This is a genomic window from Bacillus sp. UNC322MFChir4.1 (assembly GCF_000746135.1).
GTDB lineage: Bacteria > Bacillota > Bacilli > Bacillales > Bacillaceae_G > Bacillus_A.
The window spans coordinates 99,347-112,512 of record NZ_KN050811.1; the positions used below are offsets into that span (position 1 = coordinate 99,347).

11 protein-coding genes are annotated in these 13,166 nt (G+C 36.1%); 8 read left to right on the forward strand and 3 right to left on the reverse strand.

Annotated elements, in window-relative coordinates:
• Nucleotides 1-552 (forward strand): IS3 family transposase (locus BR72_RS21165; RefSeq protein WP_035436482.1); only part of this gene is annotated, 552 nt, incomplete at its 5' end.
• An 82-nt stretch (nt 553-634) separates the two neighbouring features.
• On the opposite strand, the gene BR72_RS21170 is transcribed toward BR72_RS21165, so the two are convergent.
• Both BR72_RS21170 and BR72_RS21175 read right to left on the reverse strand, forming a co-directional pair.
• The gene (locus BR72_RS21170) at nt 635-1,117 is read right to left on the reverse strand and encodes a hypothetical protein (RefSeq protein WP_035436645.1); all 483 of its coding nucleotides are present in this window, start codon (nt 1,115-1,117) and stop codon (nt 635-637) included.
• Between the two features lie 13 nt (nt 1,118-1,130).
• Nucleotides 1,131-1,649 (reverse strand): hypothetical protein, encoded by a 519-nt coding sequence (locus BR72_RS21175; protein WP_035436647.1) that lies wholly within the window; start codon nt 1,647-1,649, stop codon nt 1,131-1,133.
• Nucleotides 1,650-2,089: 440 nt separating this feature from the next.
• Here BR72_RS21175 and BR72_RS21180 point away from each other — a divergent pair, with 440 nt between their 5' ends.
• The 4 genes from BR72_RS21180 to BR72_RS21195 all read left to right on the forward strand — a co-directional run bounded on the left by BR72_RS21180 (nt 2,090) and on the right by BR72_RS21195 (nt 7,304).
• Nucleotides 2,090-2,464, forward strand: coding sequence for a hypothetical protein (locus BR72_RS21180; protein WP_035436651.1), 375 nt, complete (start codon nt 2,090-2,092; stop codon nt 2,462-2,464).
• Nucleotides 2,465-3,013: 549 nt separating this feature from the next.
• Nucleotides 3,014-4,732, forward strand: coding sequence for an alpha-keto acid decarboxylase family protein (locus BR72_RS21185; protein WP_035436653.1), 1,719 nt, complete (start codon nt 3,014-3,016; stop codon nt 4,730-4,732).
• A 358-nt stretch (nt 4,733-5,090) separates the two neighbouring features.
• Nucleotides 5,091-5,735 carry a TetR/AcrR family transcriptional regulator gene (locus BR72_RS21190; RefSeq protein ID WP_035436656.1) on the forward strand — a complete coding sequence of 215 codons (645 nt, stop codon included), beginning with the start codon at nt 5,091-5,093 and terminating at the stop codon, nt 5,733-5,735.
• Between the two features lie 303 nt (nt 5,736-6,038).
• Nucleotides 6,039-7,304 carry an MFS transporter gene (locus tag BR72_RS21195; RefSeq protein ID WP_035436659.1) on the forward strand — a complete coding sequence of 422 codons (1,266 nt, stop codon included), beginning with the start codon at nt 6,039-6,041 and terminating at the stop codon, nt 7,302-7,304.
• 133 nt (nt 7,305-7,437) lie between these two features.
• Here BR72_RS21195 and BR72_RS21200 read toward each other — a convergent pair whose 3' ends face one another.
• Nucleotides 7,438-8,781 (reverse strand): APC family permease, encoded by a 1,344-nt coding sequence (locus BR72_RS21200; protein ID WP_035436661.1) that lies wholly within the window; start codon nt 8,779-8,781, stop codon nt 7,438-7,440.
• 521 nt (nt 8,782-9,302) lie between these two features.
• Between BR72_RS21200 and ald the strand changes: the two genes are divergently transcribed.
• The 3 genes from ald (at nt 9,303) to BR72_RS21215 (ending at nt 12,987) form a co-directional block, all read left to right on the forward strand.
• Complete coding sequence (gene ald, locus BR72_RS21205) at nt 9,303-10,412, forward strand: alanine dehydrogenase (protein ID WP_035436663.1); 1,110 nt, start codon at nt 9,303-9,305, stop codon at nt 10,410-10,412.
• Nucleotides 10,413-10,466: 54 nt separating this feature from the next.
• Nucleotides 10,467-11,465 carry a bifunctional threonine ammonia-lyase/L-serine ammonia-lyase TdcB gene (gene tdcB / locus BR72_RS21210; protein ID WP_035436666.1) on the forward strand — a complete coding sequence of 333 codons (999 nt, stop codon included), beginning with the start codon at nt 10,467-10,469 and terminating at the stop codon, nt 11,463-11,465.
• A gap of 106 nt (nt 11,466-11,571) precedes the next feature.
• Nucleotides 11,572-12,987 (forward strand): amino acid permease, encoded by a 1,416-nt coding sequence (locus BR72_RS21215; RefSeq protein WP_035437063.1) that lies wholly within the window; start codon nt 11,572-11,574, stop codon nt 12,985-12,987.
• Nucleotides 12,988-13,166 lie beyond the last annotated feature (179 nt).

A 13,166-nucleotide genomic window follows, 5' to 3' on the forward strand; every position in this document is an offset into this window, starting at 1 on the left:
TATAAAGGAACTGTTGGAAAGATTGCACCGAATATTTTAAATCGCAACTTCCAAGCTGAAAAACCAAATGAAAAATGGGTTACAGATATTACGGAGTTTAAATTGTTTGGAGAGAAGTTATATTTATCACCGATGCTAGATTTATTTAATGGCGAAATTATCACGTATACAATTGGATCAAGACCAACTTATTCACTAGTTTCAAGGATGTTAGACCAAGCTTTTGAACGCTTAACAGATGAGGACACACTCCTTATCCATTCTGATCAAGGTTGGCACTATCAAATGAAACAATATCGGCATTCCCTCAATAAACGTGGCATTACACAGAGCATGTCCCGTAAAGGGAACTGTTACGATAACGCAGTGATTGAAAACTTCTTTGGCATCATGAAGTCAGAATTACTTTATCTAAAAGAATTTGAAAGTGTTGAACACTTTAAGCAAGAATTAGCAAAGTATATTGAATACTATAATCATAAAAGAATTAAGGCAAAACTAAAGGGCATGAGCCCGGTACAATACCGAGCTCATGCCCAGGAAGCTGCCTAATGAAATAACCTGTCTAACTTTTTGGGGTCACTACATTAATTGAGTCGGCTTTTTTACTATGGATTAAACTTTAGCATACTACTTAATTTGCTTCACCCATTTCTTTTAACTTATTGTGTGCTTCTGTTATCAGCTTAGAACCATTAGACATCAACTGTAACCCTTCAGTTATAAGGTTACGGTCTTTCTTATCTAAACCTTCTTGTGTTTTTACTACGGAATCTTTTACTAGCTTCATGGATTCATTTAATGTAGCATGTACGTCTTTATACTTTTCACCAGGTTCTAACTTTTGTAGCTTGTTAGCTGTCTTTACAAGTGGTGCAGACTTCTCTTTAAACTCTACTGCTTTTTCGTCAATTGATGTCTCACTTGTTAATATCCCTTGAATAGCCATTGATTGCTCTGATAAGTCTTTCATGAGATAAGCCATTTCCATTTTGTAATCCTTTTTCTCTTCTACTACCTTGCTATCCTTTGCTTTCGTTTCTGCTTTATCTGTTGCACAACCACCTAATAGTAACATAGTTGGGATTGCCAACGTAACTAGTCTCTTTGCTTTCATTTTTAACTACCCCTTATTTGATTTCTTTGAACTTTTTATCTGCTTCTATCAACATTTTAGACGCTTTTTCTGTTTCTTCTCCACCTTTATGCACGAACTCATCGTTTTTCATATTCATACCACTTCTTATTAGAAGAGTACCAGTTTTTAATTGAAGCATTGCTCCTTTTATATCAATATGTACGTTTGTATATTTCTCACCAGGCTCTAGAGCAATTACTTTATCTGCTGTATCTGACATGATGTCTGATTTCTTCATGTATTCCTTTTCTTTCTCTTCGAACGGTTTATCACTAGTGAGTATAGTAGTTAACTCTTGTGCTTGTTTTGTGATATCTGATAATAAAGAGTTTAAGTTTGACTTGTACTCTTTTTCAACATTCGTTTCTGTTGCTTTCGACTTTGATACCTCTTGACTACCTGTTTCTGCTGACTTTAGGCTGTCAGTTTTAGTTTCAGAAGAGTCTTTAGAACAACCTACCCCTGCTACTAATAAAATTGGTAATGTTACTGCTAATAGTTTACGTTTCATTCTAGAATACCCCTTTTAATATTTATCTTGTTTTTCTATCTATACTGTTTATTGCTTCTATCCAGTACTTCTCTCCTTCTTTTTAGTCAAATACATCCCTTATCACCATATATATTCCTAATAATACCAACTGATATGATGTTATTATAATATACAGAAAAGACTGGATACAATATCAACATTACGAAATGAAGCAAAAAGCCTACTTCATGAAAATGGAACGATTCTTTTTCACACACTCCATAAAAAACGTCATCCTTTCTGTATATTTTTACAAAAAGAATAATGTTTTTTTATATTTGAGGGTATTAAAACCTTATAAGTTAATGGGCATGGGGAACCGCCCACATTTTATAAATAAATTTAATCATAATTTTACACATCCTCAATATTTAATTGTTAAAATTTTACACGAGATAACAATTAAGGGGATAATCTTAGTGGAGTGGACAGTAATCGATGAACAAAAGGTAACATCGTATTTAGTACAAGTATCCCATCTAGACAAAAATTTCTTATTTCATATTCGGGAAATTGATGACAACATAGATATTAATCTTATTGATGAAAATAATAATTTTTTAACACCTGTTCCTGTTGAATTATTTCTTAGTAAACTTCTGAGCGAGGAAGATAAAATGAATTTTAAAAGAGAGTATAGAAATATGTCGGGATTGGTATTATTAGAACCATTGACACGTGAGGAATCTATTTATGTAAGGGAAATGACAAAAGAAGAGGCTGTTATATTTAGATACTTAGAAGATACTTTTTCACGAGACTCAATGAATAAAGTAGAAAGCCCTCTCATGTGAGAAGGGCTATTTTGTTATTTTCCTCATTCTGTTTAATGATTTATCAAGATTAAGTAGATTTATTTTTTCATGTTTCAACTAGACCACATTGACCACATTTTTGACCACGATTTAAATAAAAAATAATGAAAATATATGAGTAGAAAAACAATGTGAAAATGATAAGACAATACTTGTGAGTACATTTTGAAATGAAATGAAAAGATATAAAGGCCATTAATCAAACGGGTGATGTGATGGTTTTGTGTTGAGGGAAAATTAATTAGACTAGAGAAAAATCAAAAGGCAATAATAAGTTTTTTGTTATTATTTTGACAAAATATCGAGTTAGGAAAAAAAGCGATAGGAATAAATCGCTTCTTTTTTAATTATTTTTTGGTTTCGGTTACTTTTTCATAACACTTTTGTACTGGCGATAAGTACATTTCTAAAACTACGTTTAGCGCCTCAATTTAGCTCAGTACAACGGATAACCTGTTTAATGAAAGGGAATTATCAAAAAGAGTACTATAAAACAGAACAACCCAAGAAATGGATAAGGAGTGAGCGATGGACAACATGATGAATGCAGGCGGCTTTGGTTCGCAAAGTGGAAAGGCTCAAAAAACGGTTGGCCAGTATTTGTTCGATTGCCTGAAACTGGAGGGTATTACCGAAATTTTCGGCGTCGCAGGGGACTATAATTTTACACTTCTTGATACTTTGGAATGTTATAACGGCATCCGGTTTATAGAAGGACGGAACGAACTAAACGCGGGTTATGCCGCGGATGGTTACGCAAGAATCAAAGGAATTTCTGCACTTATTACAACCTTCGGGGTCGGGGAGCTCAGCGCCTGCAATGCGATAGCGGGAGCCAACAGCGAGCATGTGCCAATCATTCACATTGTGGGTGCACCTCCTGAGAAGGATCAACAAGAGCATAAGCTGATGCACCACACCTTAATGGATGGAAATTTTGATGTCTTCCGTAAGGTGTATGAGCAGATTACGGCTTATACCGCAGTGCTTACGCCGGAAAATGCCAAAATTGAAATTCCAGCTGCAATTCGCATTGCTAAGGAAAAGAAAAAGCCGGTATATCTGGTTGTGGCAAATGATTTAGTGACCAAGCCAATCAAGAGCCGAAAAGAGCCGGTACCGCCACGTCCAACGTCCAACTTGAAAACCCTTCAGGCTGCGATGGATCATGTCCATCGGCTGCTCGGGCGTGCCCACCGACCGGTTATTCTGGTAGATGTGAAAACAATGCGTTTCGGCCTTCAGACGGCAGCTCGGCAGCTGGCCGACGCCATGAACGTGCCTGTTGTAACGATGATGTATGGGAAGGGGGCCTTTGACGAAACCCATCCCAATTATATCGGAATGTACCTAGGCTCTTTCGGAGATTCTGAAGTTCAAAGTACGGTGGAAAATGCAGATTGTATCATTGCAATCGGCATGGTATGGGCGGACACCAACACCGCGAATTTTACTGCAAAGTTGAACTCGCTTCTGACTGTCAATATTCAACCGGACATGGTCAAAATCGCTGAGGCGGAATATCCAAATGTTCTTGCATCCGACTTGCTGCTTGCGATGCAGAAGGTAGGTTACACGGGCAAAGGTTTGGCGGGGAAATGGACATTCCCTTACGATCAATTCACAACTAATGCCGACGAGCCTCTCATGGCGGCCGACTATTATCCCCGTTTTCAGCGCATGCTGAAAGAGGGCGATATTGTGATTGCTGAGACCGGGACATTCTATAACGGAATGGCGGAAGTGCGACTACCGTGCAATGTAACATATATTGGGCAAGGAGGATGGCAGTCCATCGGTTACGCAACCCCTGCAGCGTTCGGTGCTATTATAGCCGCGCCGGAACGCCGAGTGTTACTGTTTACAGGTGACGGCGCTCTGCAGCTAACAGCCCAAGAAATTAGTTCCATGCTTTATTACGGCTGTAAGCCTATAATTTTTGTCTTGAACAACGATGGTTATACGATCGAGAAATATTTGAATGTCAAAACCGAGGGGCAAAAGTACAATCAAATCCCTCAATGGTCTTACACCAGATTGGCCGAAGCTTTTGGAGGTAACGCGTTTACCGTTACGGTCCGGACCTATGGAGAGCTTGATCAAGCTATAATTCAAGCTGAAACGGAAAGTACGGAAAGACTCTGTATCATTGAAATGATCGCAGGGAATTCGGTGGACGCACCTAAATATATGCGACGGATGCGCAGTTATATGGAGAAGCAGGAAATGCAGCGAAGCCAGGAATAGCCCCGAATGAAACATGAATCTCTTCTTTAAAGTGGGCGCTCAAATTATCTTGAAAGGGTACAGTAATTATAGGGGAGTTTGCAAGGGAGAGGTAGTAAACGCTTCTAGCAGTGATTCTAACATCCAGGGAATGATGCTCTTCATCTGAATCACAACTATCTTCTACGGCAATACAGACTGTGGGAAGCAAAGGATATGATGGATTTGCGACGGGAGTAGTTTTGTGGTAATTGTTGGAAAAGGAGCATAATAAATTTGCTTCTTTTTTGTTTGTATTTGTAAAAAAATACATTCTTTTATATATTATACATATAGTTATATTAGACCGGTAGTCGGTCTAAGGAGAAGGGGTTAATGGATGAGAATCGTAAAAGAACATGAAGAGCGCAGAAATGAAATTTTAGATACCGCAGAAAAATTATTTACTTCTAAAGGATATATGAAAACGACAATAAATGATATTCTGCAGGAAATCGGTATCGCAAAAGGAACGTTTTATCATTATTTCAAATCAAAAGAGGAAGTAATGGATGCGGTTATTATGCGGATTGTAATTGCAGATGTAGCGGCCGCAAAAAAGATTGCTTCAGATCCTAATATCCCTGTACTTGATAAATTATTTCATATTTTAATGGCGCAAGCACCAAAAGCTGGGGGGAACAAAGAAAAAATGATTGAACAATTTCATCAGCCAAGTAATGCTGAAATGCATCAGAGAAGTTTAGTTCAGTCTATTTTACATTTAACACCTGTTTTGACGGAGGTGATTGAGCAAGGAATCAATGAACATGTTTTTGTAACAGAATATCCACAAGAAACATTAGAATTTTTGCTTGCTTCTGCACAAGTAATATTCGATGAAGGATTGTTTCAGTGGCAGCCGCATGAAGTGATGCAAAGAGCAAAGGCGTTTATCAGCATAACGGAGACTACTCTTGGTGCTAAAAAAGGGAGTTTTGATTACATTTTAGATATTTTGATAGGACATTCTGAAAATGACTAATAAGATTAACGACATAAAGTGAAACTTTAATCAGTGGGGGTTTTCTTCATCCCCCACTGATTATCAGCCCTCACCAATCGGGCGCATGCCAGCAGTTTATCTCCCACCTAACTTCTTAAGAAAAGCGGAAGCGGCCAGGACCTTTTCCTACTATATTTAAAACTAAGGGAGAAAGCAAATGCAGGGCACGTTGTATTCACATAGCAATGATTTGCATGTCGGAAAATTAAAATTTTATGAGTGTTTTATACAAATTTATAGACCGGTGGTCGGTCTAAGGTTTTGATGAAAGGTGGATATATAATGCAAAATAATAGCGATATAGAGCCTTTTTCTAAAGCTTTTAAGTTAATGGTAATTGGACAGATTGTATCAATATTAGGTTCTTCACTCCTGCGTTTTGCTTTATCTCTCTATGTATTGGACATAACAGGCCGGGCAGATATATATGCGACTTTGTATGCCGTATCAAATGTACCTCTTTTGTTATCACCTCTTGGCGGGGCTATTGCTGATAGATTCAACCGCCGCAACCTCATGATAATTTTTGATTTTGCAAGCAGTGCAATTGTATTTTGTTTTCTTTTGTTGTTAGCAGCTGGTAATACTTCTGTGATACGAATTGGTGTTGTTATGATATTACTTGCGATGATTAGCGCCATGTACTCGCCAGTTGTCATGGCAAGTGTTCCTTTGTTAGTAGTGGAAAATAAACTGGAGCAGGCAAACGGTATTGTAAACGGTGTTCAAGCACTATCAAGTGTAGCAGCTCCTGTTTTAGGCGGGGTATTGTATGGCATTGTAGGGTTAAAAACATTGGTTGTAATGAGTTGTATTGCTTTTTTCTTAGCCGCAGTTTTAGCGATCTTTATTCACATCCCGTTCGCGAAAAGAACGCAGGATGGACATATCATATCGATAATTGTAAACGATTTAAAGGTTGGGTTTATCTATGTGGTTAAGCAGCCTTTTATTTTGAAATGTATAATACTTGCAGCTTTCCTCAATTTAATTCTCACGCCGTTGTTTGTTGTTGGAGGCCCCATCATTATACGGATAGTTATGCAAAGTAGTGACACGATGTATGGCATTGGAATGGGCCTCATAGATTTTGCTACAATTTTAGGGGCATTGTCCATCGGTTTTTTTGCAAAAAAGATACAAATGAAAAAACTTTATCTTTGGTTTCTCATAATGGCGTTATTGATTATACCAATGGCTTTATCGATTACACCTTTTGCGCTTAGTTTCGGATACTATCCATCATTTCTACTCTTTATCTTGTGTGCAATCCTTATTGCAGTAGTGATGACTATTATTTCTATTTTTGTCATTACCGCTGTGCAGAAGAAAACACCAAATGAAAATTTAGGGAAAGTCATGGCGATTATTATGGCAGTTGCACAATGCATGGCACCTGTAGGTCAAGTTATATATGGTGTCATATTTGAAGCTTTTAGTATAAAGGTATATCTTCCTACACTGATTGTAAGTATAGTGATGATTGTAATGGCAGTTATCGTGAAAAGGGCATTAAGAAATGAGGGAGAAATAACATCTCCTCAATGAACAAAAGATGTACAACGTGGTATTTGAAGTGCATTTTTTAGTTAACGGATATCAATAGGGGCTTAAAAAATAAACGTGTATAAAATCCATTATCTATTTCGCATAAGGATTTTATACACGTCTAACTAAATGATTATTTATTAGGTTCTACATGCTTGTTTCGCATTGCATAGTAAATTGGAAGTCCTAAAGCAGTTAATCCTATACCGCATAACGCTAATAGCGTTTGTGTGAATAGAGTATTAATAACGATAAATGATCCACCTACAATGGAAATTATCGGGATAATAGGGTATAGCGGTACTTTGTAAGGACGCACAAGATCTGGTTCTCTTTTACGTAAAATGAATACTGCTACAAAGGTCATTGTATAGAATATCCAAATAACAAACACTAACATATCTGTTAATGTATTGAATCCACCGATAACCATCATAATCATAGAAACAAATAAGATAAATAGTCCAGAATTATAAGGAACTCGACTATTGTTAGATAATGTTGCAAACCATTTACTGAAAGGCAGTTTGTTTTCTAATGCCATTGCATAAGGGATACGCATTCCTGTCATGATATATCCATTAATTGTTCCGAATACAGAAATTAAAATACCGATTGTAACTAATTTTCCACCCATTGCTCCAAATAAAATTGTTGCTACTTGAGATGCAGGTGTATCAGTTCCTGCAAGTGCTGATGCAGACATTACCATAAGGAAAGCGACATTAATAAGTAAGTAAACAACCATTACAATAAACAAACCAATTACAATTGCTTTAGGTAAATCTCTTTTAGGGTTTTTCATTTCTCCAGCGATATTTCCTACATGAATCCACCCATCATAAGCAAACATTGTTGCAAGTAAGCCAGTACCAAGTGCAGAGATAAAGGATTTACCTGGACCTGCTTCAACTGGAAACAGTTGAAGAGTTACGTCGCCTTTATGCAATAATCCAAAAATAATAAGTAATACTAAAGGAACTAATTTGCAAATTGTCGATGCCATTTGAATTCCACCGGCTGCTTTCGCGCCTAAGAAGTTCATAAATGTTACGAATGCTGCAGTAATAATAGCAATTCCAATAATCATCAATTTATGTTCATTCGCATTTAATCCAAATAAACTAACTGCTTGTGTTCCGAAAATAATTGCAAGTGCTGCAATGTTAGCAGGGAAGTAAATGACAGTTTGTGCCCATCCTAGTAGGAAAGCAGTTAAGTTTCCATAAGTACGTTTTAAATATGCCATCATTCCCCCTGTTTCAGGAATAGCTGCTGAAAGCTCAGCTGCAGTTAAACCGGAGCAAATTGTTAAGATTCCTCCAATTACCCATGCGAGTAATCCTAAACTTGCTGATCCAGTTGCACCGTATAGTGCAGTAGGTTTGAAAAATACACCCGCACCAATAACGGTACCAATAACGGTTGTTAATGCTGCAAAGAAGCCAATATCTTTTTTAAGTTGTGCTTGTGACATAATAATCACTCCTGTTTGAAAAAATACATACAATCTCTGATGAATTCACTTTTACATTTGTATTAATAGTATGTCCTCTCATTTTTTTAATAGTACTTTTTTATTGATAAAATCCAAATTCGTTTGTGATATAATTCACAATAATATGGAAATAAGTACAATCCTTTTATGGTATTTCCATATTATTCAATGTGAAAATAATCACAAATGTAAGTAAAAAAATAAAATTGCATTTCATTGGAATTCATAAGAGATGTTATTTGTGACAAAGTCTATCATAGTTAAAAAGTGGTTTCAATCCTTCTGTGTAAGAAAAAATTTATTTTAAAATAAAAAAAAACATTTTGTGAACTATTTCACAAAATGTTGACTCATTATTTTCTTAAGTGCTATCTTGTATGTGTGAACAGCGATTCAAAAAATGAGGAAATATAAGAATGTTTCATATAGTCCGCAAATTTATTTGAATCGTATAAAAAAATTGTATTTGTGTATATTACACTTAAAAAGGATGTGTCAGCATGAAGATTGGCGTAGTGAAAGAAATTAAAAAAGGTGAAGCCCGTGTTGGGATGACACCAGAAAATGCTCGAAAATTAATTGAAGCAGGACATGAAGTGTTAGTAGAAAAAGACGCTGGTCTAGGATCAGGTTATTCTAATGAAGAATATACAAATGCAGGCGCTACTTTAGTTAATCAAGAGCAAGCCTGGGATGTTGATATGTTAGTAAAAGTAAAAGAACCTTTAGCGGAAGAATATAAATATTTTAAGAAAGATTTAATTGTTTGGGGATTTTTACATCTAGCAGCTTCTAAAGAGTGTGTAGAAGCAATGAGAAAAGCGGGAACAACCGCAATTGCTGGAGAAACAATTAGTGACAATGGAGTTCTAACATTATTAAAACCGATGAGTGCAATTGCTGGTCGTCGCGCAGTATTTATGGGAGCTTATTATTTAGAAAAGCAACATCAAGGAGAAGGTATTTTATTATCAGGCATAGAGGGTATTCCTGCTGGTAATGTTGTAATTTTAGGCGGAGGTAATGCTGCAATTAATGCTTGTGATATGGCCGTTGGAATTGGTTGTAACGTAACTATTTTAGAATTAAATAAAACGCAAATTGCTTATTTACAAGAAAAATATGCAAATGCGCCAGTTGAAGTTATTGAATCTACTACTGAAAACTTAGAGAAAACAATTAAAACTGCAGATTTATTTATTTCAACTATTTTAATTCCAGGTGCTAGACCACCAAAAATTGTGAAAGAGTACATGATTCAGTCCATGAAACCGGGCAGTGTTGTAGTTGATATTTCAATTGACCAAGGCGGAACGATTGAAACAATTGATCACTATACAACACATAATGATCCTGTATTTATTAAACACGATGTAATTCATTATGCTGTACCAAATATGCCAGGAGCGACTCCACGTACATCGACTATGGCGTTAGCGAATGGAAATATCGATTATTTATTAGCAATTGCTAACGATGGTTTAGAAAAAACTATTCAAAACAAACCAGCATTAGTACATGGTGTTAATATTTATAAAGGAACCATTACTTATGAAAATTTAGGAACAACGTTAGAATTGGATTATAAACAATTGAACGAAGTCTTATAAGAGTTTAGGAACAACGTTAGGATTAAATTATAAACAATTGAAAGAAGTGTTAATATGATTACGAAAACTTTGCCGCTAAATATTGTTGATATAAAAAATGCTAAACAAGTTCTTGATAGAAACGCACGTAAAACACCGCTTGTTAAATCCTTTTATTTAACAAGTAAAACAGGCGGAGAAATTTATTTGAAATTAGAAAATATGCAGTTAACAGGATCATTTAAATTCCGCGGAGCATTCAATAAAATTTCTACTTTAACAGAGGAAGAAAAAGCTCGTGGGGTTATTGCTTGTTCTGCTGGTAACCATGCACAAGGTGTAGCGTTATCTTCACATTTACTTGGAATTAAAAGTAAAATTGTAATGCCAACTTCTGCTCCAAAGGCGAAAGTTGAAGCAACAAGAGGATACGGTTCAGAAGTCATTTTATACGGTGATACGTTTGATGATGCAAAAGCAAAATGTGAAGAAATTATAAAAGAAACTGGCGAAACATATTTACATCCATATGATGATGTAAAAGTTATGGCAGGTCAGGGAACAATTGGTCTCGACATTCTTGATGATATGTGGGACGTTGATACTGTAATTGTACCGATTGGCGGCGGCGGAATTATCGCTGGAATCGCAGTTGCACTTAAATCTTTTAACCCTTCTATCAATATTATTGGTGTTCAAGCTGATAATGTTCATGGAATGAAAGCTTCGTATGATAAAGGTGAAATTGTAGAACATTATGAAGCACCAACTATCGCTGATGGTTGCGCAGTAAAAATTCCAGGAACATTAACTTTTGAAATCGTAGAAGAATTAGTTGATGATATTGTAACTGTGTCTGAAGATGAGTTAGAAGTAGCTATGAAAGATTTATTACAACGCGGAAAAGCTGTTGTAGAAGGCGCAGGAGCATTAGCGACAGCTGCTCTTCTTGCAGGCAAAGTTGATTCCTATATTAAAGGGAAAAAAGTAGTAGCAATTATTTCTGGCGGAAACGTTGATTTAACTCGTATTTCTAGCGTATGTGAGCATTTCTTTGCGAATGAAGTAAAGTAATCAAAAATTATTAAATAAAAAATGAAACCGAGAAATTGGTTTATATAACACAAGAAGAGCTAAGAGAAATTCTCTTAGCTCTTCTTAATAAATGGGGGTAAGTATCATAATTAATTTATTTAAAAAGAAATCTGTTACCCAGTTGTTAAAAGAAAGTAATAGTAAAACTTTAACAAAAACATTAGGAGCGTTTGATCTAACGATGTTAGGTATTGGTGCGATAATCGGCACAGGTGTTCTTGTGCTTACTGGATTAGTTGCGGCAAGAGATGCTGGTCCTGCAGTGATTTTTTCATTTATGATTGCAGCAATTGTTTGTGGATTTGCAGCTTTATGCTATGCTGAAGTTGCTTCTACACTTCCGGTATCGGGTAGTGTATACACATATTCGTATGCAACAATTGGAGAGTTTGTAGCACACTTAATGGGATGGACATTACTATCCGTATACGTCGTAACAACAGCAGCAGTAGCTGGTGGATGGACAGGGTATTTTCACAACTTAATTAGTGGATTTGGATTAGAGATACCGAAGGCGTTGTTAACAATCCCTTCACAGGGCGGTATTGTAAATTTGCCAGCAGTATTGATTACACTTGCACTAACATGGTTATTATCACGTGGGACGAAAGAAAGTAAACGTATAAATAACGCAATGGTGTTAATTAAAATTTGTATTGTCGTATTATTTATTGCTGTTGGTGTGTTTTATGTAAAACCAACAAACTGGATTCCATTTGCACCATATGGTTTAAGCGGCGTTTTTGCAGGAGGAGCTGCTGTATTCTTTGCTTTCTTAGGGTTTGATGCGTTAGCAACTTCAGCTGAAGAAGTAAAAAATCCGCAGCGCGATTTACCAATCGGTATTATTGTATCATTAGTAATTTGTACAATTATTTATGTCGCGGTATGCCTTGTAATGACTGGAATGGTATCTTATAAAGAATTAAATGTACCAGAAGCAATGGCCTATGTATTAGAAGTTGTAGGACAAGATAAAGTGGCTGGTGTAATTTCATTCGGAGCTGTAATTGGAATTATGGCGGTAATTTTTGCTTACATTTATGCAACAACACGCGTATTCTTTGCGATGAGTCGTGATGGTTTACTACCAAAAGCTTTCGCGAAAATCAATAAAAAAACAGAAGCGCCATCGTTTTCAACTTGGTTAACGGGAATAGGTAGTGCTTTCATCGCTGGATTTATTGATTTGAAAGAATTATCGAATCTAGCGAATATTGGAGCGCTCTTAACGTTTGCGATGGTTGGGGTATGTGTAATTATTCTTCGTAAAACACATCCAGGCTTGCAGCGTGGATTTATGGTGCCACTTGTACCAGTTGTTCCGATTATTTCTATTGTATGTTGTGTATTCTTAATGGTTAACTTGCCATTAACAACGTGGCTGTATTTTGGAATTTGGTTAGTGATTGGAGCGTTTGTTTACTTCGTATATTCAAAGAAACATAGTCATATAAGTGAAGAAAATAATTCAGAAAATGGATTTGAAGAAATGGGTTGAAGAAAAGGGTTGTTGGTGTAATTTGGGTAATGTTATGCGAAGTAAATAGTTTGAATATTTCACTATTTTTTAAAAAAGGTTGTTTAAGATTTGCTATATGAAAATATGTCATAATAATTAAACTATTGTTTGAAACTTCTTAAAAAAGTTTAATGAGGTTGGCAGTATATATCAATTTG

Excerpts from the sequence above, each read along its gene's own strand:
- BR72_RS21170 (WP_035436645.1), bottom strand. The coding sequence starts at position 1,117 with ATGAAAGCAAAGAGACTAGTTACGTTGGCAATCCCAACTATGTTACTA.
- BR72_RS21175 (WP_035436647.1), bottom strand. The coding sequence starts at position 1,649 with ATGAAACGTAAACTATTAGCAGTAACATTACCAATTTTATTAGTAGCA.
- BR72_RS21200 (WP_035436661.1), bottom strand. The coding sequence starts at position 8,781 with ATGTCACAAGCACAACTTAAAAAAGATATTGGCTTCTTTGCAGCATTA.
- BR72_RS21195 (WP_035436659.1), top strand. The coding sequence starts at position 6,039 with ATGCAAAATAATAGCGATATAGAGCCTTTTTCTAAAGCTTTTAAGTTA.
- tdcB (WP_035436666.1), top strand. The coding sequence starts at position 10,467 with ATGATTACGAAAACTTTGCCGCTAAATATTGTTGATATAAAAAATGCT.
- ald (WP_035436663.1), top strand. The coding sequence starts at position 9,303 with ATGAAGATTGGCGTAGTGAAAGAAATTAAAAAAGGTGAAGCCCGTGTT.
- BR72_RS21185 (WP_035436653.1), top strand. The coding sequence starts at position 3,014 with ATGGACAACATGATGAATGCAGGCGGCTTTGGTTCGCAAAGTGGAAAG.
- BR72_RS21190 (WP_035436656.1), top strand. The coding sequence starts at position 5,091 with ATGAGAATCGTAAAAGAACATGAAGAGCGCAGAAATGAAATTTTAGAT.